Origin of the sequence: Stutzerimonas stutzeri (genome assembly GCF_000952685.1) — a bacterium.
Lineage (GTDB): Bacteria > Pseudomonadota > Gammaproteobacteria > Pseudomonadales > Pseudomonadaceae > Stutzerimonas > Stutzerimonas stutzeri_E.
In genome coordinates this window covers 51,014-76,262 of sequence record NZ_JYHV01000010.1, presented here as the reverse complement: position 1 = coordinate 76,262, position 25,249 = coordinate 51,014, and the positions used below count along the sequence as shown (strand labels likewise).

Sequence of the window (25,249 nt, the reverse complement as noted above, 5' to 3'; positions counted from 1 at the left end):
CCGGGGAAGTGACCTGATGAACCCAACCGAACTGCACGCCGACAGCATCGTCATCGATGGCCTGATTATCGCCAAATGGAACCGCGAGCTCTTCGAGGATATGCGCAAGGGTGGCCTGACCGCCGCAAACTGCACCGTCTCGGTATGGGAAGGGTTCCAGGCCACGGTAAACAACATCGCTGCCAGCCAGAAGCTGATCCGCGAGAACAGCGACCTGGTGATGCCGGTGCGGACCACTGCTGACATCCGCAAAGCCAAGGAACTGGGCAAGACCGGCATCCTGTTCGGCTTCCAGAACGCTCATGCCTTCGAGGACCAGATCGGCTACGTCGAGGTGTTCAAGCAGCTCGGCGTGGGCATCGTACAGATGTGCTACAACACCCAGAATCTGGTCGGCACCGGCTGCTACGAGCGCGACGGCGGCCTGTCCGGCTTCGGTCGCGAGATCGTCGCCGAGATGAACCGCGTCGGCATCATGTGCGACCTGTCCCATGTCGGTTCCAAGACCAGCGAGGAAGTCATCCTCGAGTCGAAGAAGCCGGTCTGCTACTCCCACTGCCTGCCATCGGGCCTGAAAGAGCATCCGCGCAACAAGTCCGATGAGGAACTGAAGTTCATCGCCGACCACGGCGGCTTCGTCGGCGTGACCATGTTCGCGCCTTTCCTGGCCAAAGGCATCGACTCGACCATCGACGACTACGCCGAGGCCATCGAGTACGTGATGAACCTGGTCGGCGAAGACGCCATCGGCATCGGTACCGACTTCACCCAGGGCCATGGCCAGGACTTCTTCGAGTACCTGACCCATGACAAGGGCTACGCCCGTCGCCTGACCAGCTTCGGCAAGATCGTCAACCCGCTGGGCATCCGCACTGTGGGCGAGTTCCCCAACCTCACCGAGACCCTGCTCAAGCGCGGCATGTCCGAACGCACCGTGCGCAAGGTGATGGGCGAGAACTGGGTGCGCGTGCTCAAAGACGTCTGGGGCGAGTAAACGAACGTAGGGTGGATGACGCGTTTTTCATCCACCAATCATCTTTGCGGTGGATAGACAAGGCGCCAACTGCGCGTCCCGATCCACCCTACACCTGACTTTTGAATTCGGAGTTGATCCACATGTCCACACATGCCCCCGAGATGCCCATCCAGGTCGACGACGAAACCGGCGTCTGGACCACCGATGCCCTGCCCATGCTCTATGTGCCCCGGCACTTCTTCGTCAATAACCACATGGGTATCGAAGAAGTCCTGGGCGCCGACAAGTACGCTGAGATTCTCTACAAGGCCGGCTACAAATCGGCCTGGCACTGGTGCGAAAAGGAAGCCGAGTGCCACGGCCTGGTCGGCGTTGAAGTCTTCGAACACTACATGAAGCGCTTGTCGCAGCGCGGTTGGGGGCTGTTCAAGATCCAGGCGATCGACCTGGACGCTGGCACCTGCGAGGTACGCCTGGACCACTCGGCCTTCGTGTACGTCTACGGCAAATGCGGTCGCCCGGTGGACTACATGTTCACCGGCTGGTTCGCCGGCGCCATGGACCAGATTCTACAGGCGCAGGGCAGCAGCATCCGCACCGTCGCCGAACAGGTCTATGGCGCCTCGCAGGAAGGCCACGACCACGGGCTGTTCCGCGTCAAACCACTCTAAAAACAACTTTCAACCGTGATCGAAAACGTAGCGAGCGAAGGGTAGGCAAGGCGGAGGCAGAAGCGAAGAGCGGAGTTTACTGTTGTAAATGAGCATTTTCGCTTCTGCCTCCAACGCCGCATAACCGAGCGCAGTAGTTTTCAGAGGATGCCGCCATGGCTTTCGAAGCAATGTTCCAACCCATCCAGATCGGCAAACTGACCATCCGCAACCGTGTGATCAGCACCGCCCACGCAGAGGTCTATGCCACCGACGGCGGCATGACCACCGAGCGCTACGTGAAGTATTACGAAGAGAAGGCCAAGGGCGGCATCGGCCTGGCCATCTGCGGCGGTTCCTCGGTGGTCGCCATCGACAGCCCGCAGGAATGGTGGAGCTCGGTCAACCTGGCCACCGACCGGATCATTCCGCATTTTCAGAACCTTGCCGACGCCATGCACAAGCATGGTGCCAAGATCATGATTCAGATTACCCACATGGGTCGTCGCTCGCGCTGGGACGGCTTCAACTGGCCGACCCTGATGTCGCCGTCGGGTATTCGCGAACCCGTACACCGCGCCACCTGCAAGACCATCGAGCCGGAAGAGATCTGGCGCATCATCGGCAACTATGCCCAGGCCGCACGCCGCGCCAAGGAAGGCGGCCTGGACGGCGTCGAGCTGTCCGCCGTGCACCAGCACTTGATCGACCAGTTCTGGTCGCCGCGCGTGAACAAGCGTACCGACGAATGGGGTGGCACCTTCGAGGGGCGCATGAAATTCGGCCTGGAAGTCCTCAAGGCCGTGCGAGCCGAGGTGGGCGACGATTTCTGCGTCGGCATGCGCATCACCGGCGACGAGTTCCACCCGGACGGCCTCACCCATGAGGACATGAAAGAGATCGCCAAGTACTACGATGCCACCGGCATGGTCGACTTCTTCGGCGTGATCGGCTCGGGTTGTGATACTCACAACACTCTGGCCAACGTTATTCCGAACATGAGCTATCCGCCGGAGCCGTTCCTGCACTTGGCCGCCGGGATCAAGGAAGTGGTCAATGTCCCCGTGCTGCATGCGCAGAACATCAAGGACCCGAACCAGGCCCAGCGCATCCTCGAAGGCGGTTACGTGGACATGGTTGGCATGACCCGCGCGCACATCGCCGACCCGCACCTGATCGCCAAGATCAAGATGGGCCAGGTAGACCAGATCAAACAGTGTGTCGGCGCCAACTACTGCATCGACCGTCAGTACCAGGGCCTGGACGTGCTCTGCATCCAGAACGCCGCCACCAGCCGCGAGTATATGGGCCTGCCGCACATCATCGAGAAATCCACCGGGCCCAAGCGCAAGGTGGTGATCGTCGGCGGCGGCCCAGCAGGCATGGAGGCGGCACGCGTGGCGGCGGAACGCGGCCATGACGTCACCCTGTTCGAGAAGAAGGACAGCCTCGGAGGACAGATCAGCCTGGCCGCCAAGGCGCCGCAACGTGATCAGATGGCCGGCATCACCCGCTGGTACCAGCTGGAGATCGCTCGCCTCGGCGTCGACCTTCGCCTGGGCACCGGTGCGGATGTCGAAACCATTCTCGATCTGCGTCCGGACATCGTGGTGCTGGCCAACGGCGGCCATCCGTTCATCGAGCAGAACGAGCACTGGGGCGCGGAAGAAGGCCTGGTGGTCAGCAGCTGGGACATCCTCGACGGCAAGGTGGCGCCCGGCAACAACGTGCTGGTCTACGACACCATCTGCGAGTTCACCGGCATGTCGGTGGCTGACTTCATGGCCGAGAAAGGTGTCAAGGTGGAGATTGTCACCGACGACATCAAACCCGGCGTGGCCGTCGGCGGCACCAGCTTCCCCACCTACTACCGCAGCCTGTACCCGAAGGAAGTGATCATGACCGGCGACCTGATGCTGGAAAAGGTCTACCGCGAGGGCGACAAGGTGGTGGCGGTCCTGGAAAACGAATACACCGGCGCGCAAGAAGAGCGGGTGGTCGACCAAGTGGTGGTGGAAAACGGCGTACGCCCGGACGAAACCTTGTATTACGCGCTCAAGGAAGGTTCGCGCAACAAGGGCCAGATCGACGTCGAGGCGTTGTTCGCCATCCAACCGCAACCTTGTCTTTCGCAGAGCGGCGACGGCTATCTGCTGTTCCGCATCGGTGACTGCGTAGCCCAGCGCAATACCCACGCAGCGATCTATGACGCGCTGCGGCTGTGCAAAGACTTCTAAGAAAAGCTTGAAGCTGGAAGCCAGAAGCTAGAAGTAAAAAAGCGGCCCGAACCGCTTCCAGCTTCTTGCTTGCTGCTTCCAGCTCCCCACAGGGTGAGCTGCAATGCTGAATACAATTCTTCCCATCCTGCTGTTCGCCGCCCTCGGGCTTGCCGTACTCGGCGCAGGCAGGCGCTTCGCCATGTGGCGCCGTGGTCGCCCTTCGAAGGTCAACTGGTTCGGCGGCCTCATGGCCATGCCGCGGCGCTACCTGGTCGATCTGCACCATGTGGTTGAGCGCGACAAATACATGTCCAAGACTCACGTTGCCACGGCCGGCGGCTTTGTCCTGGCAGCTTTGCTGGCGATCGTCGTGCATGGCTTCGGTCTGCAGAGCCGGATTCTCGGCTTCGCCCTACTCGCCGCGTGCGTGCTGATGTTCGTCGGCGCGCTGTTCGTCGCCAAACGCCGCCGGAACCCGCCGGCACGGCTGTCGAAAGGCCCCTGGATGCGCCTTCCGAAGAGCTTGCTGATGTTCTCGTTCAGCTTCTTCATCGCCACCCTGCCGGTGGCTGGCATCCTGCCGGAAGATTTCGGCGGCTGGATCCTGGCTGCCGTGCTGGCGCTGGGCGTGGCCTGGGGCGTGTCCGAGATGTTCTTCGGCATGACCTGGGGCGGGCCGATGAAGCATGCCTTCGCCGGTGCCCTGCACCTGGCCTGGCATCGCCGTCCTGAGCGTTTCCGCACCCCGCACAATGCCAGTGCGGCTCGCTCCAGCGGCCTGAAGGCACTTGATCTGACTGATCCGAACGCACCGTTGGGCGTGGAAAAACCCAAGGATTTCACCTGGAACCAGCTGCTCGGCTTTGATGCATGCGTGCAGTGCGGTCGCTGCGAGGCAGCTTGCCCGGCCTTCGCCGCCGGCCAGCCGCTGAACCCGAAGAAGCTGATCCAGGACATGGTCATCGGCCTCGCCGGTGGCAGTGACAAGGGTTACTTCGGCAGCCCTTATCCGGGCATTCCGGTCGGTGAACACGGCGGCAATCCACATCAGCCCATCGTGTTCGCCGAGGGCAAGGGCCTGGTCGAAGCGGAAACGCTGTGGTCCTGCACCACCTGCCGCGCCTGCGTCGAGGAGTGCCCGATGATGATCGAGCACGTCGATGCCATCGTCGACATGCGCCGCCACCTTACCCTGGAAAAAGGTGCCACGCCGAACAAGGGCGCCGAGGTGCTGGACAACCTCATCGCCACCGACAACCCGGGCGGCTTCGCCCCAGGTGGTCGCCTCAACTGGGCTGCCGACCTGAACCTGCCGTTGATGAGCGAGAAGAAACAGGCCGACGTGCTGTTCTGGGTGGGCGATGGTGCCTTCGACATGCGCAACCAGCGCACCCTGCGCGCCTTCGTCAAGGTACTCAAAGCCGCCGAGGTCGACTTCGCCGTGCTCGGCCTGGAAGAGCGTGACAGCGGTGACGTGGCACGCCGTCTCGGTGATGAGGCGACCTTCCAGACATTGGCCAAACGCAACATCGAGACCCTGGCCAAGTACCGCTTCAACAAGATTGTCAGCTGCGATCCGCACAGCTTCCACGTGCTGAAGAACGAATACGGCGCACTGGGTGGCGAATACCTGGTGCTGCACCACAGCACCTACATGGAAGAGCTGATCAGCGGACAGAAACTCAACCTGGGTCAGCACAAGGGCGGCAGCGTGACTTATCACGATCCCTGCTACCTGGGCCGCTACAACGGCGAGTACGAAGCACCGCGCAGCGTCCTCAAAGCCATCGGCATCGAGGTCAAGGAAATGGAGCGTTCCGGCTTCCGTTCACGCTGCTGCGGCGGTGGTGGCGGTGCGCCGATCACTGACATTCCCGGCAAGCAGCGGATTCCCGATATGCGCATGGTCGACATCAAGGAAACCGGCGCCGAACTGGTGGCCGTGGGCTGCCCCCAATGCACCGCGATGCTCGAAGGCGTGGTCGAACCGCGGCCGCAGATCAAGGACATCGCCGAGCTGGTCGCGGACGTATTGCTGGAGACACCCGCCCCGGCAAAAAAGGCCGCGGCAGCCAAGCCTGAAGCCCTGGAGGTGCACTGATGAGCGACATCATCCGCCGCGACCCTCGCGCCGAGTGGATCGCCCGCAACCGCTTGCATCCGTTGCACGCAGCCATGCAGAAGGCCGAAACCAGCTGGATGGGCCCCAACGGCATCATCCGCAAGAACCCTCATGCGGTCGGCTTCATCGGACCCAACGGGCTCAAGCGCATCGATCGCAGCGGTGCCCAGCAAGGCGGCAGCGCCAAACGCAGCGCTGCCAGCACAGTGGTTCAACTGCCGTTGCATGTGGTTGAACAACCAGCCTTTTACATCGCCGTGGTACCGGACATGGTCGGTGGCCGCCTGAGCAGCCACGACAAGGACGTGCTCGGCCTGGCCAACAAGCTGGCCGGTGAAGCGGGCGCTGTGGTTGCCGTGGTCTTCGGTGATTACAAGGAAACCGCCTTCGACACCGCCGGTGTCGATCGCCTGGTGCACATCGAGGGCGAGGCCTTCGACGGCTACGCACCGGAAGCGCGGGTACTGGCCCTCAGCGCGGTGGAAAGCCAACTGGCGCCACGTTACTGGTTGCTACCGGACAGCCGCACCGGTGGTGGCGAGCTCGGCAGACGCCTCGGTGCCAAACTCGGCGAGCGCCCTGCCACCCGCGTCTGGCAGGTCGCCGACGGACAGTGCATCGGCCGCGCCGGTGCCGGCCAGCAGGATCTGGTACGCAAGGCGCCGCGTCTGATTCTGGCCGCCGTCGAGTGCGCCGATCCGGTCAGCGATACCCGCCATGAAGTGCGCGCATTGCCGCTGGAAACCAATATCACCCGCTGCCTGCCACGCATCGAAGACCTCGGCGCGGTGGCCGTAGATCCGGCCCTGATCCCAATGGCCGAAGCCGAGTTCATTCTCTCCGGCGGCAACGGGGTCAAGGACTGGGCCCAGTTCCATCAGGCCGCCGAAGCACTCGGCGCCACCGAGGGCGCCTCGCGGGTGGCGGTGGATGACGGCTTCATGCCGCGCGACCGCCAGGTCGGTGCCACCGGCACCTGGGTCACCGCGCGGGTCTATATGGCCGTGGGGATCTCCGGTGCCATCCAGCATCTGCAGGGTATCGGCGCCTGCGACAAGGTGGTGGCGGTGAACATGGATCCTGGCTGCGACATGATCAAACGCGCCGACTTGGCGGTCATCGGTGACTCCACCGAGATCCTCGCCGCGCTGATCGAGCTGGTCACGCAATATCGCCAAGGAGGCGCACGCGATGCGGCATAAACGGCTGGCCGGTAAAAGCCCCGCAAGTTGGATGGCGCTTCACCCATTCACCGCGGAAGGCCGCACATTGATGGCGGAAGAGAAAAGCGTCTTCCACCCTACGGAGTCGCGCCATGACTGACTTGAACATCATCACCCTGGTCTCGGTCGGCGCTCACCCGACCTCGGGCCGCGCCCGCCGCGCCGAGCAGGACGCCCGCGCCGTCGAGCTCGGCCTGCGGCTGGCCGGCGATCGGCTGCAGCTGCTGCACGCCGGCAACCCACAGGAGCAGGCGTTGCGCGCCTATCTGGGCATGGGCCTGAGCGAGATGACCGTGCTCGAGCAGCCCAGCCACTGCGATGCGCTGCCGCTGTTGAACAACTATTTGCGGGATGCTGGCGCCCACTTGGTGCTGACTGGCAGCCAGGCGGAAACCGGTGAAGGTTCAGGGCTCTTGCCCTATCTGCTGGCCGAACGTCTGGGCTGGCCCCTGGTGGTCGGTCTGGCAGAGGTAGAGAAGGTCGACAACGGCGTAGCCCAGGTGCTGCAGGCCCTGCCCCGCGGCCAGCGACGCCGGCTAAAGGTGCGGCTACCGTTTGTCGCCAGCGTCGACAACGCTGCGCCGACGGCGCGCCAGAACGCCTTCGGTCCGGCCCGCCGTGGCCAGCTGCTCGCCGAGGATGTCGCCGTGATCGAAGACAGCCTGCTGGACGAATCGCAACTGCAACCGGCACGACCACGTCCCAAACGGCTGAAGGTTATCAAGGCCAAGACCGGCGCCGAACGGATGAAGGCGGCCACCGCCAAGGCCTCAGGGGGCGGCGGACAGGTTCTCCAAGACGTGTCGCCGCAAGCAGGTGCCGAGGCTATCTTCAAGTTACTACTGGACGAGGGTGTGCTGCGCTGAGCGCAGCGCCACCTCAAATATCGAAGCCAAAGGAGCAAAACACGATGATGCATGCCGATCTGATTGACCAAGAAGATTTCCGTGATCGCCTCGTGGCACTGGGCTTTGAAATTCCCAGCGGCGCAACGGCCGAACAGGCCTGTGAACGTGCTGTCGTTGGCCTATCCAAGGAGCGCGCGCAGGCGCTACGCCGCTTGGTAGAGGAACTGTTGGGCGGCTCCGCGACCCTGCTGCCTGCGGTGCGTGAGGCCATCAGCCGGAATTTGCTTCCAGCACTGGTACGGGCCAATTAGACCTTGCTGGCCACCTGTGGAGCCGCGCGGCGGAGTCACTGCTGCCATAGCCACAGTGTCGAAGCACAGCGGAGCGCAGCTGCCGCCAAAAGCTAAGAAAAAGGTGGATGACGCCGTCATCCACCGTTATGGGACAGGACGTGGGCTACGTCAGACGCGCACGCTGGCGAAGGTCGACTCGCCTTGGGCTCGTTGCAACGCAGCCATGGTGGCGGGATTTCGGCTGCCATCATCGGGACGAGGTATCAGAGCGACCACCTGCGCCGATTGCTGACCAGAACGCTCGTCGCGCGGCGGAATGCCGAAGAACTCGCGATAGCACTTGGAAAAATGCGGCGTGGAGACGAAGCCGCAGACCGAGGCCACCTCGATGATCGACATCGGCGTCTGCTTGAGCAGCTGACGGGCACGTATCAGCCGCAACTTGAGGTAATAGCGCGACGGTGAGCAATGCAGGTATTTCTGGAACAATCGCTCGAGCTGACGTCGCGACACGTTGACATAGCAGGCCAGCTCGTCAAGATCGATCAACTCCTCCAGGTTGGCCTCCATCAGCGCCACGATTTCCAGCAACTTCGGCTGGTTGGTGCCGAGCATGTGCTTGAGCGGCACACGCTGCAGATCTTGTTCACTGCGAATGCGCTCATACATGAACATATCGGAGATTGCCGCAGCCAGTTCACGCCCATGCTGGGCGCCGATCAGTTGCAGCATCAGATCCATGGGCGCGGTACCACCTGAGGCGGTATGGCGATTGCGATCGATGGAGAACAGCCGGGGGGTGACCGAGGTGCGAGGGAAAGCTTCCTGCATCGCGGCCAGACACTCCCAATGCACGCTGCAATCATAACCATCGAGCAAGCCAGCCTTGGCCAGCGCCCAACTGCCCGTGCAAACCGCACCGAGCTGACGCCCGTGACGAGCTTGAACCTGCAACCAGTGCAGATGCTCGCGAGTCACGCTGTGCTGGATGTCCACGCCGCCGCATACGATCACGCTATCCAGGCTGGGTGCAGTATCAAAGCCGGCATCCGGCGTGATCTGCAGCCCGTCGCTGGCGGTCACCGGCTGTCCCGTCTGGGTCAGGGTAAACCAACGGTAGAGCTCCTTGCCCGATAGCTGATTGGCCATCCGCAAAGGCTCCACGGCCGAGGCCAGGGAGATGAGAGTGAAGTTATCCAACAGCAGGAAGCCGATGGTCTGTGGGAGCCGATTCGGGGGCTGCAACCCGGGGTTGATCTGTGACAATGACGGATCCTCACGCTAGGCATTTCTCGTGAGCCTTCGACGAGACTCTTTTTTGTGTTCCGGCGCTCGACGGCGCCGGCTCTTGCAATTATCAAGGCAAACTGTATGCCTAATTTGAATGCGCGTTCAATAAAACTGCGGAAACTGCTGAAAGGCCCGTACTACAAGGCTCGACGGAAGCGGAGCGAACATCGGGAAGGCGGGGGCGTTACCCGCTGTGAGCACTTTCGTAGCAGTGTCGGCGATACCCATCGGCATAATCCGCGCACTGTCACAGCCTGGTAACAGGACCGGGTAACGGCCAGCGCGAGAGATGGCCAAATACCATCTCGCGCACTCGGCGAAAACGCACCACAGAAGGACATCGCGGCGCTCCCGGTGCTCGCCTTCGGCTCAGCACTCGATCGCACTGACCGCCAGGCCACCACGAGAGGTTTCCTTGTATTTGTCGTGCATATCGGCGCCCGTATCGCGCATCGTGCGGATAACGCGATCCAGCGAGATGAAATGCTCACCGTCGCCACGCAGCGCCATCTGCGCCGCATTGATTGCCTTCATGGCGGCAATGGCGTTGCGTTCGATGCAGGGCACCTGCACCAGGCCGCCGACGGGGTCGCAGGTCAGCCCCAGGTTATGCTCGAGGCCTATTTCCGCGGCATTTTCCAACTGCTCCGGCGTCGCGCCGAGCAGTTCGGCCAGGCCGGCTGCCGCCATCGCGCAGGCGGAACCCACCTCGCCCTGGCAGCCCACCTCAGCGCCAGAGATCGATGCGTTCTTCTTGCACAGGATGCCGATCGATGCAGCGGCGAGCAGGTAGTTGACCACGTCGTCGTCGGACGCTTCGGGATGGAACTTCATGTAGTAATGCAGCACCGCCGGGATGATGCCCGCCGCGCCGTTGGTGGGCGCCGTAACCATGCGCCCTCCCGCCGCGTTTTCCTCATTGACCGCCAGGGCGAACAGGTTCACCCACTCCATCGCGCTCATGGTCGAACCGATGACGTTCGGCTTACCCAGCTCCAACAGACTCTGGTGCAGTTTGGCGGCGCGCCGCCGCACCTTCAGCCCGCCGGGCAGTATGCCTTCGTGACGCAAGCCATTGGCGACACATAGCTTCATCGCCTCCCACAGGCGCAACAGCCCCTGGCGAATCTCAGCCTCGCTGCGCCAAGCCATCTCGTTGGCCATCATCAGCTGACTGACGCGCAGGCCGTGGCGCTTGCACAGCTGCAGCAGTTCGACGGCATTGGAGAAATCGTACGGCAGCACGGTGTGGTCCTGGTCCAGCTGCCCGGCCGCAGCCTGCTCGGCGTTGACCACAAAGCCGCCGCCGACGGAATAGTAGGTGTCCTCGTGCAGCACACCGGAATGCCCGTGCGCGATAAAGGTGACGGCATTGGGGTGATAAGGCAGGTTTTCCTCGAGCAGCAGCAGGTCCTTCGACCAGTCGAATGCGACCGGCCAATGTCCGTCCAGCCGTAGCTGCCCGCAGGACCGCAGCGCCGCGATGCGCGGTGCGATCTGCTCCGGATCGAGGAGGTCAGGCCGCTCGCCCATCAACCCCATTATCACGGCGTTGTCGGTGCCATGCCCGACCCCGGTGGCCGACAGCGAGCCATAAAGGCGCACCTCGATACGCCAGACCTGCTCCAGCAGCTTACGCTCGCGCAGGGAGCCGACGAATAACGCACCGGCGAGCATGGGGCCAACGGTATGCGAGCTGGACGGCCCGATGCCGATTTTGAAAAGGTCGAATACGCTGATCGCCACGCTGCACGCTCCACGGGATGCCTCAAAGACAGGCGCCATCATGGTGGTTTTGCGGGCGAATAGACGTCTGGCACCGACGTAGTCATGTCCAAATCCGCCAGATTGCCTCCTAAATGACCCGCGAGTCTTGTCACCCGCTCCGCTCGAACAGTAGTAGCGCAGTCGTCACCCAGCCATCGAGATGGGGCCATCGGTGGGCCTTATTGGCGAGTCGCGCGAGCGCATTTTTGGAAGGAATGGGCCGGGCCGTCGCGGCCAGCCGACGCCTACCACGAAACCGTAACGGTTTGATGAATGAAGGGGCTGAAGAACGCTCTTCGCACCTCGTGCCGCAGGCGCAACAAGGCTGGCGTTATGACGTCAAGAGCACTTGAAATGCGGCGAAAAACCGCCAAGGGACGGCCCCAGGCGGATAAAACCAACCGGGGCAGTGAATTTTTTTCATAATGACAAGGGCCGCTACAAGCCACGCCATTGCAGACCATCAGCAAAATCGAGGCTTAACCCATTGAACGGCTTGAAAGCCCAGCGATGCCATGATGAATTTTTTTCTGTTATGGTTTTTAAGGCAGTGCATGTCGCCGTTCAGTATGCAAGCGTCGTAACTCGACAATTGCCGCCGCCAGAGGGGGATATCGTTAAGCCATATCCCTCAGCCGCCAGCCATAGCGTTGGCCACTGGATGCCTTGCGCGACTATAGCTACAGCCGTCCCAAACGGGTGTGCACATAACAATAATGGGTACCGGTTCCGCTCCGTACGGAGCGTACGAACCACGATGAGCTTACTAGCACTGCCAAAGGATGGAAGCGGTTACGACACCACGGTGAATGCACAACGATACCGAGCCAGCCGATGCTCGAGATGACCACTCATCTCGCCTGCACAGCTGCGGCCCGTCGAGCCACCGCGACACCGCTTCCGTCCAAGAACATGTCAACCCAAAAGCCATAGCAGTTGGCACTAGCCGACGGCGTCGCAAGGCGCTTTCGACTCCGTTTAGCTGATCTGGATGTCTACTGAGGGGAACCATCCCATGCAGTCTGGAAAAATCGTCGTCGAGAACCTGTACAAGGTATTCGGCCCACAAGAACAAGAAGCCATCGCCTTGCTCAAGCAAGGCTGGAGCAAGGACAAGATTCTCGCCGAGCGCGGCGCCGTCATCGGCGTAAGTGATGTTTCGTTCAGTGTCGAGGAAGGGGAGATTTTCGTGCTGATGGGCCTGTCCGGCTCCGGCAAATCCACGCTGATACGACTGATCAACCGCCTGATCGAACCCAGCGCCGGTGACGTCTTCATCGACGGGCAGAACGTGGCGAAACTGCCCCACGCCCAACTCATCGACTTGCGCCGCCGCGACATGAGCATGGTCTTTCAGTCCTTCGCGCTGATGCCGTCGCGCACGGTGCTGGACAATGCGGCTTTCGGGCTGGAGGTCGCCGGCATCGGGCGCAAGGAGCGTGAGGAGCGCGCCATGGCGGTGCTCACACAGGTCGGTCTCGACACCTTCGCGCAGAAGTATCCCCACGAACTGTCCGGTGGCATGCAACAACGGGTCGGCCTCGCCCGAGCGCTGGCGGTCAACCCTTCGATGATCATCATGGACGAAGCCTTTTCCGCCCTCGATCCGCTCAAGCGCCGGGAAATGCAGGACGTGCTGCTGGAGCTGCAGAAGACTCACCGACGCACCATCATCTTCGTCTCCCATGACATCGAAGAGGCCATGCGCATCGGCAACCGCATCGGCATCATGGAAGGCGGCAAGCTGATTCAAGTCGGTACGCCGCAGGAACTGATCGATAACCCCGCCAACAACTACGTGCGCAATTTCTTCGACACCGTCAACACCAGCCGCTACCTCACCGCCGGCCAGCTCAAGTCCGATAGCGTTCCGCTCTATGTGCACAACGGCAAAGCGCCGGATGCCCTGCAGGTCTGCCAGGAACTGCAGGCGATGGACAAGCATTACGCCTTCATCGTCGACGAAGACAAACGATTCCGCGGCTCCATCAGCCTGGAGCGGATCGCCCTGCTGGTCGAGAACGGCCAGACCTGCGCCCTCGAGGCGGACGTGTTGAAACAGATCGATCCTCTTACCGAAGACCAGCCACTCGATCAGGTGATCGAACGCTTAGTGGACAACGAGGGACCGATGCCCGTGGTGGACAGCCAAGGGTTCTACGCGGGCGCCATCAGCAAAGGCCGCCTTCTGACTCGCCTGCAGGAGGACTGAACATGAGCAAAGATCTGGATCTGGGGAGCTGGGTCAACGACGTCGTCCAGCATCTGTTGGAAAACTACAGCGGCGCCTTCGACAGCCTCGGTGGCGTGGTCAGCGGGTTTTCCGAGGGCGTCGAAGCGCTGCTGATGCTGCCGCCGGCCTGGCTGCTCATCGCCATTTTCGTCGGCCTCGGTTTGTGGCGCATCGGTGCCCGGTTCGCCGTCTTCACCGCTGTGTCCTTCATTCTCATCGTGCTCACCGGTTTCTGGGAACAGACCGTAGTGACCCTCGGCCTGACCTTCTCCGCCACGCTGATCAGCCTGCTGCTGGGGATTCCGCTGGGCATCTGGTCGGCGCGCAGTGAGCGGGTCGCCATGATCATCCGTCCGATTCTGGACTTCATGCAGACCATGCCGGCATTCGTCTACCTGATCCCGGCCGCGATGCTATTCGGCCTCGGCCGTGTGCCCGGCATCATCGCCACGGTGATCTTCGCCATGCCGCCAGCGGTACGCCTGACCAACCTCGGCATCCGCCAGGTCAACAAAGAGATCGTCGAGGCTGGGCAATCCTTCGGCTGCAACGGCAGGCAGCTGTTGTTCAAGGTGCAGCTGCCCAACGCCATGCCCTCGATCATGGCGGGGGTCAACCAGACCATCATGATGGCGCTGTCGATGGTGATCATCGCCTCGATGGTAGGTGCTGGCGGCCTGGGCAACGACGTGTTGGCCAGTATTCAGCGACTGGACATCGGTCTCGGCTTCGAAAGCGGCATGGCCGTGGTACTGCTGGCAATCATCCTCGATCGCATCACCGAGAGCTTCGGCAGCACCAAGCGAGCCACGCAAAAGGCCACCTGGTACACCTGGGTGAGCACCAAGCTCAAGTTGCAGCGCCAATAGCACCACGAACCGCAGACACGGGAAATCAGGATGAATACTTTCAAGACGATAACGACTGCCGTCGGCCTGCTCACCTGCGCAGCGATGCAGGGAGCTTGGGCACAGGAGCCAGCGAGCTGCGAAAAGGTGCGTTTTGCCGAAATCGGCTGGGCCGACATCGCCGCGACCACGGGCGTGGCAATGGTTCTGACCGAGGGTCTGGGCTACCAGCCGAGCAAGGTAATGGCTTCGGTACCGATCGCCTTCACCGGCGTGAAGAACAAGCAGATCGATGCCTTTCTCGGTTATTGGTCGCCGTCCATGGATGCGGTCATCGAACCGTTTGCCAAGGACGGCGGCGTCAAGGTGCTCGAATCGCCCAATCTGGAAGGCGCCAAATACACCCTGGCGGTACCGACCTATGCGGCTGAGGCGGGACTGAAAAGCTTTCAGGACATCGCCAAGTTCAAGGACGAGCTGGGCGGCCGAATCTACGCGATCGAACCGGGTAACGACGGCAACCTGCTGATCGAGAAGATGATCAAGAACGATCAGTTCGGCCTCGGCGACTTCCGCATGATCGAGTCCAGCGAAGCCGGCATGCTGGTTCAGGTGCAACGTGCGATTCGCAAGAAAGAACCGGTGGTCTTCCTCGGCTGGGCTCCGCACCCGATGAATACCCAGTACGACCTGACCTACCTGGCAGGCGGTGACGAGGTGTTTGGCCCCGACTTCGGTGCGGCCAAGGTGTTTACCGTCGTGCCGCCGGACTATGTGGAGCGCTGCGCAAACGTAGGAAAGCTGCTACAGAACCTGCAGTTCACCGTCCCCATCGAAAGCGAGCTGATGGAAATGGCGCTCGAACGAGACGATCCGCAAACCGTGGCGAAGAAGTGGATCAAAGCCAACCCGGGCGCGCTCGATCAGTGGCTGGCCGGAGTGACCACCTACGACGGCCAGGACGCGGTCGCTGCGGTGAAGAAGTTCGTCGGCCTCTGACTGCCTGAACGCCATCGCGCAGAACAGGACCAGGCAAAAGTAGCCAGCAGGCCCGTCCCGGCTCAGATGCCGAGACGAGCCTGCTCCGCAGCCACAACACAACCGATCACCTTTCATTTCGCCGGTGCGCAAGCAGAACCAGCGCGCCGAACCGTGCACGGGACCTCGCTCAATCGCTGAGATCCCTGCAACAAAACCGCAGTCCCTCGCAGAACGGGACCACGGTAGGCATCACTGCCATATTCCTACATGGAGCTAAACGCATGAATCTAATCAAGCACCTTCTTTGTGGTCTCGGCGCCGCCAGCATGGCGCTCGGCATGGCCACCAGCATGGCGGCGGACAAGCCCGAGCTGAAGATCGGCTACGTCAACGGCTGGGACGACAGCGTCGCCGCCACGCACGTGGCGGGTGAAATTCTCGGGAGCAACCTGGGTTACCCGGTCAAGCTGCAGCCGGTCGAGCCGGCCATCATGTGGCAGGGCGTCGCACGCGGTGATCTCGACGCCACCCTCTCCGCCTGGCTGCCCGCCACACACGGCGAGTACTTCGAGAAATTGAAGGACAAGGTCGTGGTCCTCGGCACCAACTATGAAGGCGCGAAGATCGGCTTGATCGTGCCGGACTATGTCGAGGCCAAGAGCATCGAGGATCTCAACAAGTACAGCGACGCATTCGACGGCAAGATCACTGGCATCGATGCCGGCGCCGGTGTCATGCGCCGCACCGAAGACGCCATAAAACAATACGACCTGAACGTCCGACTGATGCCCAGCTCCGGGCCAGCGATGACCACCGCCCTGACCCGCGCGGAAAAAGCGCAGAAGCCGATCGTAGTTACCGGCTGGATCCCGCACTGGATGTTCGCCAAGTGGAAGCTGCGCTTCCTGGAAGATCCGAAGAAGGTCTTCGGTGACGACGAGCACGTCGATACGGTCGCCAACCCAGCGCTCGCCAGCAAGGCTCCCGAGGCCGAAGCCTTCCTGAAGAAGTTCAACTGGGGTCCTGAAGAAGTCGGTGAAGTGATGCTGGCGATACGTGATGGCGCCAAGCCGGACGCTGCCGCCCGTGAGTGGGTGAAGAACCACCCGGAACGCGTCGCCAGCTGGCTCGAATAATCGGATCTCGCAATCCCCCTATACCCAACCCCGACCGGCGCACTGAACGAGCGCCGCTCGAAGCAATGGAGTCGTGTGCATGCACGCAATCAAATGGACCACCCTGGCGCTGGCCGTCACCACCGCGGTCAGCCAGCTGGCCGTAGCCAGCGAACAGTCGGAAGCCACCGGCTTCGTCGAAGGCAGTGACCTGACGCTGCTGAACAAGAACTACTACTTCGCCCGCGATAACCATGCGCCTGGCGCCGCCCAGAGCCGCCGGGAAGAATGGGCCCACGGCCTGCTACTCTCCTATCAATCCGGCTTCACCCAGGGCACCGTCGGCTTCGGCGTCGACCTTCATGCCGGTGGTGCGATCAAGCTCGACAGCGGTCGAGGCACCAGCGGCACTGGCCTGCTGCCAGTGGACAGCGACGGCCGTGCCGCCGACGACTTCGGCTTCGCTGGCGGCGCGGTCAAGGTACGTGTTTCCAACACGACCCTGAAGTATGGCGACCTGACGCCCACCGCCCCGGTCTTCTCCCCAGGCACCGGGCGCATCTTCGCCAGCACCGCCACTGGCTTCCAGCTGACGTCCAACGAGCTCGATCAGTTGACCGTCGACGCGGGCTATTTCACCTCGATTCGCGATCGCAACCGCTCGCTCAACCACGACGGCGAGATCACCCTGGTCTATGCCGGCGCCATCGACTCGGAAACCGTCAGTTATCTGGGCGGCACGTACCAGCTGACCGACAGCCTCAGCGCGACCCTCTACGGTTCCAAGTACGAGGACGTCTGGAGCCAGTACTACGGCAACCTGAACTACGCGCTGCCGCTCTCCGAAGGTCAGGCACTGTCGTTCGACTTCAACGTCTATGACACCCGTGACGAAGGATCCGCCCTGGCGGGGGACATCAACACCACAGCCTGGTCGCTGGCCGCCGGCTATTCGATCGGCGCGCATAGCTTCACCCTCGCCCATCAGCAGGTGAACGGCAACGCGCCCATGGATTACATCAGCATGGACGGCACCAACGCCGGCGACTCCATCTATCTGGCCAACTCTTCGCAGTGGTCGGACTTCAACGCGCCCGGCGAGAAGTCGGTACAGGCCCGCTACGATCTCAACATGGCGACCTACGGCGTGCCGGGTCTGAGCCTGATGGCCAGGTACATCAAGGGAGACATTGATGGCGCGAGCGTCGATCCCGATGGCGCCTACGCTTACTACGCCGGAGCCGCCGGCAAGGGCAAGGAATGGGAGCGCGACCTCGAAGCCAAGTACGTGGTCCAGGACGGCGACCTCAAAGACCTCTCCTTGCGTGTGCGTTACGCCACCGCGCGCGGCTTCGCCGGCGACATCGACGAACTGCGCGTGATCACCGAGTACCCACTGGACATCCTGTAAGCAGCACCCGTACGGGCGCTCACGCGCCCGCACCTTACCCCCGAACGCCGTCGTGGCAGTGCCCGGCGGCCTTCGATTGGGGCGCAGGCAACACTGCCATCGGGAAAACCGGCTAGCTGTCCCAACCCGCCTTTGGGCTCGTTCACATCTGCGTCTGCGACGCACGACATAGTCATATCCATTCCCGACAGCCCTTTGTTTTTTTATTGATCGATCAATCAATAAAAACTAGGGTGTACAGCATTCATCATCCTCCCGGAGCCTCCAATGCCCAAGGTTGGAATGCAGCCCATCCGACGCAAACAGCTGATCCATGCCACCCTCGCGGCCGTGGACCAGGTCGGTATGAGTGACGCCAGCATCGCCATGATTGCGCGACTGGCGGGCGTCTCGAACGGCATCATCAGTCATTATTTCCAGGATAAGAACGGCCTGCTCGAAGCCACCATGCGGCACCTCATGAAGGCGCTGAATCAGGCCGTCCGTATACGCCGCGAGGCGCTGACCGACGACAGCCCGCGCGCGCACCTGAAAGCGATCATCGAGGGCAACTTCGACGACAGCCAGGTGAACGGACCCGCGATGAAAACCTGGCTGGCGTTCTGGGCGTTCAGCATGCATCAACCCGCCCTGCACCGATTGCAGCGGATCAACGACTGCCGCCTGTATTCCAATCTCTGCTGCGAGTTCCGCCGCGTTCTGCCAAAGGAGCAAGCACGCTCGGCCGCGCGAGGCATGGCGGCATTGATCGACGGCCTGTGGCTGCGCGGCGCGTTGGCCAGCGACGACTTCGATATCGAACAGGCACTGCAACTGGCCTATGACTACCTGGATCAGCTACTGACCAAGCAGGTGCACTGATCCCCCTCCTTCACTATGCACCGCGAGGATGACCATGCCCCGTTTCGAACAACAGAAACTCTACATCGATGGCCGCTATACCGAGGCCACTAGCGGCGACACCTTCGAGACCGTCAATCCAGCGACCGGCGAAGTGCTTGCCGAGCTCCAGCGCGCGTCGCGGGACGATGTCGATAAAGCTGTCGCCAGCGCCACCGCGGGACAGAAGGTCTGGGCCGCGATGACCGCCATGCAGCGCTCGCGCATCTTGCGTCGGGCAGTGGATATCCTGCGCGAACGCAACGATGAACTGGCCGAGCTGGAGACCCTCGATACCGGCAAGCCTCTAGCGGAAACCCGGGCGGTGGACATCGTGACCGGTGCCGATGTGCTCGAGTACTACGCCGGGCTGATCCCCGCCATCGAAGGCGAGCAGATCCCGTTGCGCGACACCAGCTTCGTCTATACCCGCCGCGAGCCGCTGGGCGTAGTAGCAGGCATCGGCGCCTGGAACTACCCGATCCAGATCGCCCTGTGGAAATCCGCGCCAGCATTGGCAGCCGGCAACGCGATGATCTTCAAGCCCAGCGAGATGACGTCCCTGAGCGCCCTGAAACTGGCCGAGGTCTATACCGAGGCAGGCGTACCGGACGGTGTGTTCAACGTACTCACCGGCAGCGGGCGGGAAGTCGGCACCTGGCTCACAGAGCACCCGGGCATCGCGAAGATTTCCTTCACCGGCGGCACCAGCACCGGCAAGAAAGTCATGGCCAGCGCGTCCAGCTCCTCGCTCAAGGACGTGACCATGGAGCTGGGTGGCAAGTCGCCGCTGATCATCTTCGAGGACGCGAACCTCAACCGTGCCGCTGACATCGCGGTCATGGCCAATTTCTTCAGCTCGGGCCAGGTCTGCACCAACGGCACCCGCGTGTTCGTCCATCGCTCGCTGCAAGCGCGGTTCGAAGCCAAGGTGCTCGAACGCGTCAAGCGCATCCGACTGGGCGACCCGCTGGACGAGGCGACCAACTTCGGTCCGCTGGTGGGCTATGCGCACATGGACAGCGTGCTCGACTACATCGAGTCGGGTCGGGCCGAAGGCGCGCGCCTGCTCTGCGGCGGAACGCGGGTGACCGAGGGCGAGTACGCTAAGGGCGCCTACGTCGCGCCGACCGTGTTCAGCGACTGCCGGGACGACATGCGCATCGTGCGCGAGGAAATCTTCGGCCCGGTGATGAGCATCTTGGTCTTTGACGACGAAGCGGAGGTGATTCGCCGCGCCAACGACACTGATTACGGACTGGCCGCCGGCGTGGTGACCCACGACCTGGCCCGCGCCCACCGGGTGATCCACAGCCTGGAAGCGGGTATCTGCTGGATCAACACCTGGGGCGAATCGCCAGCCGAAATGCCGGTCGGCGGTTACAAGCAATCCGGCGTGGGCCGCGAGAACGGGCTGATGACCCTGGCCCATTACACCCGCACCAAGTCGATCCAGGTCGAACTGGGCGATTTCGCCTCGGTGTTCTAAACCGTTGCCAGCCACACGCTTCAGGCAGGACAGCGCTCACTGTTGCTCGCGGCTTCAGGCCTGAAGCGTCCATCCCAAGGACGCTGCTCATGGAATACGACTACATCATCATCGGTGCCGGTTCGGCCGGTAACGTTCTGGCGACTCGCCTGACCGAGGACGCTGATGTCAGCGTGCTGCTGCTCGAAGCCGGAGGTCCCGACTACCGGATGGATTTCCGTACCCAGATGCCCGCCGCGCTGGCCTTTCCGCTGCAGGGGCGGCGCTATAACTGGGCCTACGAGACCGATCCCGAGCCGCACATGAACAATCGCCGCATGGAGTGCGGTCGGGGCAAGGGCCTGGGCGGCTCGTCGCTGATCAACGGCATGTGCTACATCCGAGGCAACGCCATGGACTACGATGGCTGGGCCAAGGCGCCCGGTCTGGAAGACTGGACCTATCTCGACTGCCTGCCCTATTTCCGTAAAGCCGAGACACGTGACATCGGCCCCAACGACTACCATGGCGGCGACGGCCCGGTGAGCGTGACCACGCCCAAGCCCGGCAACAATCCCTTGTTCCGCGCCATGATCGAGGCCGGCGTACAGGCCGGCTATCCGGAAACCGACGACCTCAACGGTTATCGCCAGGAAGGCTTCGGCCCGATGGATCGCACGGTCACGCCCAAGGGGCGTCGCGCCAGCACCGCGCGTGGGTATCTGGACATGGCCCGTGGCCGACCGAACCTGACCATCGTGACCCATGCGCTGACCGATCGCATCCTGTTCAGCGGCAAGCGGGCCATCGGTGCGGCTTACCTGCATGGCAGCAGCGACACGCCAGTGATCGTCCATGCCCGGCGTGAAGTGCTGCTGTGCAGTGGCGCCATCGCCTCGCCACAGATCCTGCAGCGCTCTGGCGTCGGCCCGGGCGCGCTGCTGCGCGAACTGGGCATCCCGATCGTCCACGATCTTCCAGGCGTCGGGGCCAACCTGCAGGATCACCTGGAGATGTACCTGCAGTACGCCTGCAAACAACCGGTTTCGCTCTACCCTGCGCTGCAGTTGCATAACCAGCCTCTGATCGGCGCCGAGTGGCTGTTCCTGGGCAAGGGCATCGGCGCCAGCAACCAGTTCGAGGCGGGCGGGTTCATTCGCTCGCGCGCCGAGTTCGAGTGGCCGAACATCCAGTACCACTTCCTGCCGGTGGCGATCAATTACAACGGCAGCAACGCGGTAAAGGAGCACGGCTTCCAGGCCCATGTCGGTTCCATGCGCTCGCCCAGCCGCGGGCGTGTACATGCCCGCTCGCGGGACCCGCGCCAGCACCCGAGCATCCTGTTCAACTACATGTCGTGCGAGCAGGATTGGCAGGAGTTCCGCGACGGCATCCGGATCACCCGGGAGATCATGGCGCAATCGGCACTGGATCCCTATCGCGGCCGAGAACTGAGTCCCGGCGCCAACATCGACAGCGATGCCGAGCTGGATGAGTTCGTCCGCCAGCACGCCGAAACCGCCTTCCATCCGTCCTGCTCCTGCAAGATGGGCGAAGACGAGATGGCCGTGGTCGACGGCCAGGGCCGGGTGCACGGCCTCGACGGGCTACGGGTGATCGATGCCTCCATCATGCCGCTGATTACTACCGGCAACCTCAACGCGCCGACCATCATGATGGCCGAGAAACTCGCCGACCGGGTTCGCGGGCGCACGCCGTTGCCGCGCAGCACCGCGCCGTATTACGTCGCGGGATCCGACCCGGTGCGCAACGCGGCGCAGACACAGCCGGCAGCCGCGCAGAAGGCGCAGAAGGCGCAAAGCGTTCAAGTCTAGGGGGCCGATATAGGGTGGATGACGCTCTTTTCATCCACCGTTGCCGTCGCCCGGTGGATCGGTGAAGCGTGATCCACCCTACGAAGCTCTCGCGTGTGCGCTTCAGGAATCAGGCGACGCTTAACCAAACGTCCTACGTAGGGTGGATGACGCTCTTTTCATCCACCGTTGCCGTCGCCCGGTGGATCGGTGAAGCGTGACCACCCTACGAAGCTCTCGCGTGTGCGCTTCAGGAATCAGGCGACGCTCAACCAAACGTCCTACGTAGGGTGGATGACGCTCTTTCATCCACCGTTGCGGTCGCCTGGTGGATCGATGAAGCGTGATCCACCCTACGAAGCTCTCGCGTGTGCGCGTTCAGGAATCAGGCGACGCTCAACCAAACGTCCTACGTAGGGTGGATAACGCTCTTTTCATCCACCGTTTTGCCGTCGCCTGGTGGATCGATGAAGCGTGATCCACCCTACGAAGCTAACCTCAGAGCGAGGCTTTCACCGCGGCCAGCCCGTCTTCACCTTCGCGGGTCGTGACGCCTTGCAGCCAGCCTTCGAGCACCTCGGGATGGGCCTTCACCCAGGCCTTCACCGCCGCGTCGTTGCTGGCATTTCTGGCCAGCACCTCGTCCATGATGGCGTTCTCCATGTCCTGGGTGAATTTCAGGTTGCTCAGCAATTTGCCAACGTTCGGGCACTGCGCGGCATAGCCCTTGCGTACCAGCGTATTGACCGTGCCGCTCTCGCCGAAATAGGCCTCGCCACCTTTGAGGTACTTGATGTCGAACTGCACGTTCATCGGGTGTGGCGTCCAACCGAGAAAGACCACACCCTTATCGCGCTTCACCGCGCGCCCCACCTGCACCAGCATCGCCTGCTCGCTGGATTCCACCAGTCGCCAGTCGCCCAGCCCGAACTCATCTTGATCAATCATTTTCTGGATCGACAGATTCGCCGGCGCACCGGCGGCAATCCCGTAGAGGGTCTTGTCGAACAGCTCGGCGTGCGAGTCGAGGTCCTCGAAACGCTTCACGCCGGCATTCCACACCGAGGTCGGCACCGCCAGGGTGTATTCGGTGCCGGTCAGGTTGACGCTGTGCTCTTCGATTTCACCGGTCGCCACGAACTTGTCGTAGTTGTCCTGTTGCGCCGGCATCCAGTTGCCGAGAAAGACATCGAGCTGATTCTTGGTCAGCCCGGCGAAGATGATCGGCACGCCCAGCGTCATGACCTTCGGCTTGTAACCGAGGCCCTCCAGCAGCAGGCTGGCGATGCCATTGGTGACCGCGATGTCGCTCCAGCCCGGATCCCCCAGGCGCACCGTAGAGCACTGCTCGCCTTCGACCGCGCCCTGCGCCTGGAGACTCGTGACGGCCAGCAACACGCTGCCGACCACAACCGCATTTATAGTTTTATTCATGTCCGTCTGCCTTCTCTCTGTTCGAAAGTTCCTTTGGTGACACGGGCTCGCCGCCGATTGGCGCTCAAGGCCGGGGGTAACGTGCCTTGCGCTCGAGATCGTCCAGGTCGATGTGATTGCGCATGTATTGCTGGCTGGCATCGACCCAGGGTTGATGGTCCCAGCTGGTCAGCTTGCCCAGGCTCAGCGCTTCGCTGACCAGGCGCCGACGACGCTGGCTGGCGAGCACCTGATCATGGATGGCCTGGATGTCCCAGCGCTTCCGCGCCTCGGTCAGAAAGGCCTCGGCAAGCGCCTGGTGATCGGGGGAGTTCATCAGGTTTTCGCGCTCCAGCGGATCGCCGGCCACATCGAACAGCAGGCAAGGGTCCTGCTCCGAATAGATGAACTTGTAGGCGCCGCGCCGAATCATCATCAAAGGGCTGGTAGTGCCTTCGGCCATGTATTCGCCGATCACTTCGTCATGGCCCTCGTGGCCGGTGAGGTGCGGCAGCAGCGAGCGCCCATCGAGCGGTAGATTGGCTTCCAGCGTGCCGCCCGCCAGCTCGACCAGGGTTGGCAACAGGTCGGCGGTCGATACCGAAGCACCGACCCGTGCCGGGTCGATTCCCGGGGCACGGATGATCAGCGGCACGCGAGCGGCCATCTCGAACCAGTGCATTTTGTACCAGAGGCCACGCTCGCCTAGCTGGTCGCCGTGATCTCCGGAGAACACCACGATGGTGTCCTCGGCCAGGCCGCACGCCTCGAGCGTTTTCAGCAGCTTGCCAACGTTGTCGTCGATATAACTGCAGGCGCCGAAATAGGCGCGGCGGGCATCGCGGATTTTCTCTTCGGGCAGTGATTTGCCCCAAAGATCGATGACCTTGAGCAGGCGCTGCGAATGAGGGTCCTGCTCGTCCTGGTCGATGTCCTGGCGCGGCAGAGGGATGTCCTCATCCTGATAGCGGTTCCAGTATTCCTCGGGAATGGTGTACGGGTCGTGAGGGTGGGTCATCGAAACCGTCAGGCAGAACGGCTGGCCCTCGTCTGCGCGAACGAAGTCGTAGAGGTACTGCTGCGCCTTGAACACCACTTCTTCATCGAAATCCATCTGGTTGGTACGCACGCTGGGCCCGGCCTGCAGCACCGACGACATATTGTGGTACCAGCTCAGGCGGACTTCTGGCTCGTCCCAGTTCACTGCCCAGCCGTAGTCGGCGGGATAGATGTCGCTGGTCAGCCGCTCTTCGTAGCCATGCAGCTGGTCCGGGCCGCAGAAATGCATCTTGCCGGACAGCGCCGTGCGATAACCGAGCCGCCGCAAGTAGTGCGCGTAGGTGGGCACGTCGGCTGGGAAGTCGGCGGCATTGTCGTAAGCGCCGATCTTGCTCGGCAGCTGCCCACTGACCAGGGTGAAGCGCGACGGCGCGCAGAGCGGGCTGTTGCAATAGGCCGAATCGAACACCACGCCTTCGGCGGCGAGACGCGCTAGGTTCGGCACTTGGATCGGCGACGCCGGGTCATGCATCGGCAGGATGGGAGCGGCCATCTGGTCGGCCATGATGAACAGGATATTGGGGCGCTTCATAATGCGAATGGTCCATGCCTTGTTTTTATGCGAGATTGCCTGGAACACAGTCTGGACCCTGTAGCGCTGCGGTAAACCCGGCTGCGACATATGCCTAGGATAAGCACA

The 25,249-nt window shown here is 62.3% G+C and carries 19 protein-coding genes; 15 read left to right on the top strand and 4 right to left on the bottom strand.

What is annotated here, in order from left to right; genetic code table 11:
* Positions 1 to 16: 16 nt before the first annotated feature.
* The 7 genes from UF78_RS03500 (at position 17) to UF78_RS03470 (ending at position 8,349) form a co-directional block, all read left to right on the top strand.
* Positions 17 to 994, top strand: a complete 978-nt coding sequence (locus UF78_RS03500; protein ID WP_045160647.1) for a dipeptidase — start codon at positions 17 to 19, stop codon at positions 992 to 994.
* A gap of 122 nt (positions 995 to 1,116) precedes the next feature.
* Complete coding sequence (locus UF78_RS03495) at positions 1,117 to 1,647, top strand: 4-vinyl reductase (RefSeq protein WP_045160646.1); 531 nt, start codon at positions 1,117 to 1,119, stop codon at positions 1,645 to 1,647.
* Between the two features lie 155 nt (positions 1,648 to 1,802).
* Positions 1,803 to 3,863 carry a dimethylglycine demethylation protein DgcA gene (gene dgcA, locus UF78_RS03490; RefSeq protein ID WP_045160645.1) on the top strand — a complete coding sequence of 687 codons (2,061 nt, stop codon included), beginning with the start codon at positions 1,803 to 1,805 and terminating at the stop codon, positions 3,861 to 3,863.
* Positions 3,864 to 3,966: 103 nt separating this feature from the next.
* A complete protein-coding gene (gene dgcB / locus UF78_RS03485; protein WP_045160644.1) occupies positions 3,967 to 5,946 on the top strand; it encodes a dimethylglycine demethylation protein DgcB in 1,980 nt (659 codons plus the stop codon).
* Positions 5,946 to 7,169 (top strand): electron transfer flavoprotein subunit alpha/FixB family protein, encoded by a 1,224-nt coding sequence (locus UF78_RS03480; RefSeq protein WP_045160643.1) that lies wholly within the window; start codon positions 5,946 to 5,948, stop codon positions 7,167 to 7,169. The genes dgcB and UF78_RS03480 overlap by 1 nt, the downstream gene beginning before the upstream one ends.
* Positions 7,170 to 7,282: 113 nt before the next feature.
* Positions 7,283 to 8,056: an electron transfer flavoprotein subunit beta gene (locus UF78_RS03475; protein WP_045160642.1), complete on the top strand. Its 774-nt coding sequence runs from the start codon at positions 7,283 to 7,285 to the stop codon at positions 8,054 to 8,056.
* Between the two features lie 44 nt (positions 8,057 to 8,100).
* Positions 8,101 to 8,349, top strand: a complete 249-nt coding sequence (locus UF78_RS03470) for a hypothetical protein (RefSeq protein ID WP_045160641.1) — start codon at positions 8,101 to 8,103, stop codon at positions 8,347 to 8,349.
* A 150-nt stretch (positions 8,350 to 8,499) separates the two neighbouring features.
* Here UF78_RS03470 and UF78_RS03465 read toward each other — a convergent pair whose 3' ends face one another.
* Together UF78_RS03465 and UF78_RS03460 are read right to left on the bottom strand one after the other, a co-directional pair.
* Positions 8,500 to 9,597 (bottom strand): GlxA family transcriptional regulator, encoded by a 1,098-nt coding sequence (locus tag UF78_RS03465; protein ID WP_045160640.1) that lies wholly within the window; start codon positions 9,595 to 9,597, stop codon positions 8,500 to 8,502.
* A gap of 393 nt (positions 9,598 to 9,990) precedes the next feature.
* Positions 9,991 to 11,367 (bottom strand): L-serine ammonia-lyase, encoded by a 1,377-nt coding sequence (locus tag UF78_RS03460; RefSeq protein ID WP_045160639.1) that lies wholly within the window; start codon positions 11,365 to 11,367, stop codon positions 9,991 to 9,993.
* 1,036 nt (positions 11,368 to 12,403) lie between these two features.
* Here UF78_RS03460 and UF78_RS03455 point away from each other — a divergent pair.
* From UF78_RS03455 to betA, 8 genes are all read left to right on the top strand, one after another.
* Positions 12,404 to 13,600 (top strand): quaternary amine ABC transporter ATP-binding protein, encoded by a 1,197-nt coding sequence (locus UF78_RS03455; RefSeq protein WP_045160638.1) that lies wholly within the window; start codon positions 12,404 to 12,406, stop codon positions 13,598 to 13,600.
* A gap of 2 nt (positions 13,601 to 13,602) precedes the next feature.
* The gene (locus UF78_RS03450) at positions 13,603 to 14,490 is read left to right on the top strand and encodes an ABC transporter permease (protein WP_045160637.1); all 888 of its coding nucleotides are present in this window, start codon (positions 13,603 to 13,605) and stop codon (positions 14,488 to 14,490) included.
* Between the two features lie 30 nt (positions 14,491 to 14,520).
* Positions 14,521 to 15,468, top strand: a complete 948-nt coding sequence (locus tag UF78_RS03445; RefSeq protein ID WP_045160636.1) for a choline ABC transporter substrate-binding protein — start codon at positions 14,521 to 14,523, stop codon at positions 15,466 to 15,468.
* A gap of 263 nt (positions 15,469 to 15,731) precedes the next feature.
* A complete protein-coding gene (locus UF78_RS03440; RefSeq protein ID WP_045160635.1) occupies positions 15,732 to 16,586 on the top strand; it encodes a glycine betaine ABC transporter substrate-binding protein in 855 nt (284 codons plus the stop codon).
* 79 nt (positions 16,587 to 16,665) lie between these two features.
* Positions 16,666 to 17,976, top strand: a complete 1,311-nt coding sequence (locus UF78_RS03435) for an OprD family porin (RefSeq protein WP_045160634.1) — start codon at positions 16,666 to 16,668, stop codon at positions 17,974 to 17,976.
* A 267-nt stretch (positions 17,977 to 18,243) separates the two neighbouring features.
* Positions 18,244 to 18,837, top strand: coding sequence for a transcriptional regulator BetI (gene betI / locus UF78_RS03430; RefSeq protein ID WP_045160633.1), 594 nt, complete (start codon positions 18,244 to 18,246; stop codon positions 18,835 to 18,837).
* Between the two features lie 34 nt (positions 18,838 to 18,871).
* A complete protein-coding gene (gene betB / locus UF78_RS03425; RefSeq protein WP_045160632.1) occupies positions 18,872 to 20,344 on the top strand; it encodes a betaine-aldehyde dehydrogenase in 1,473 nt (490 codons plus the stop codon).
* Positions 20,345 to 20,427: 83 nt separating this feature from the next.
* Positions 20,428 to 22,158 (top strand): choline dehydrogenase, encoded by a 1,731-nt coding sequence (betA, locus tag UF78_RS03420; RefSeq protein ID WP_155397596.1) that lies wholly within the window; start codon positions 20,428 to 20,430, stop codon positions 22,156 to 22,158.
* 477 nt (positions 22,159 to 22,635) lie between these two features.
* Here the strand turns inward: betA and choX are convergent, their stop codons facing one another.
* A complete protein-coding gene (gene choX / locus UF78_RS03415; RefSeq protein ID WP_045160630.1) occupies positions 22,636 to 23,571 on the bottom strand; it encodes a choline ABC transporter substrate-binding protein in 936 nt (311 codons plus the stop codon).
* A gap of 64 nt (positions 23,572 to 23,635) precedes the next feature.
* Positions 23,636 to 25,141: a choline-sulfatase gene (betC, locus tag UF78_RS03410; protein WP_045160715.1), complete on the bottom strand. Its 1,506-nt coding sequence runs from the start codon at positions 25,139 to 25,141 to the stop codon at positions 23,636 to 23,638.
* Positions 25,142 to 25,249 lie beyond the last annotated feature (108 nt).

Coding starts and splice junctions, on each gene's coding strand:
- choX (WP_045160630.1), bottom strand. CDS start 23,571: ATGAATAAAACTATAAATGCGGTTGTGGTCGGCAGCGTGTTGCTGGCC.
- UF78_RS03435 (WP_045160634.1), top strand. CDS start 16,666: ATGCACGCAATCAAATGGACCACCCTGGCGCTGGCCGTCACCACCGCG.
- betB (WP_045160632.1), top strand. CDS start 18,872: ATGCCCCGTTTCGAACAACAGAAACTCTACATCGATGGCCGCTATACC.
- UF78_RS03475 (WP_045160642.1), top strand. CDS start 7,283: ATGACTGACTTGAACATCATCACCCTGGTCTCGGTCGGCGCTCACCCG.
- UF78_RS03470 (WP_045160641.1), top strand. CDS start 8,101: ATGATGCATGCCGATCTGATTGACCAAGAAGATTTCCGTGATCGCCTC.
- UF78_RS03480 (WP_045160643.1), top strand. CDS start 5,946: ATGAGCGACATCATCCGCCGCGACCCTCGCGCCGAGTGGATCGCCCGC.
- dgcB (WP_045160644.1), top strand. CDS start 3,967: ATGCTGAATACAATTCTTCCCATCCTGCTGTTCGCCGCCCTCGGGCTT.
- UF78_RS03450 (WP_045160637.1), top strand. CDS start 13,603: ATGAGCAAAGATCTGGATCTGGGGAGCTGGGTCAACGACGTCGTCCAG.
- betI (WP_045160633.1), top strand. CDS start 18,244: ATGCCCAAGGTTGGAATGCAGCCCATCCGACGCAAACAGCTGATCCAT.
- UF78_RS03440 (WP_045160635.1), top strand. CDS start 15,732: ATGAATCTAATCAAGCACCTTCTTTGTGGTCTCGGCGCCGCCAGCATG.
- betC (WP_045160715.1), bottom strand. CDS start 25,141: ATGAAGCGCCCCAATATCCTGTTCATCATGGCCGACCAGATGGCCGCT.
- UF78_RS03455 (WP_045160638.1), top strand. CDS start 12,404: ATGCAGTCTGGAAAAATCGTCGTCGAGAACCTGTACAAGGTATTCGGC.
- UF78_RS03495 (WP_045160646.1), top strand. CDS start 1,117: ATGTCCACACATGCCCCCGAGATGCCCATCCAGGTCGACGACGAAACC.
- UF78_RS03500 (WP_045160647.1), top strand. CDS start 17: ATGAACCCAACCGAACTGCACGCCGACAGCATCGTCATCGATGGCCTG.
- UF78_RS03445 (WP_045160636.1), top strand. CDS start 14,521: ATGAATACTTTCAAGACGATAACGACTGCCGTCGGCCTGCTCACCTGC.
- dgcA (WP_045160645.1), top strand. CDS start 1,803: ATGGCTTTCGAAGCAATGTTCCAACCCATCCAGATCGGCAAACTGACC.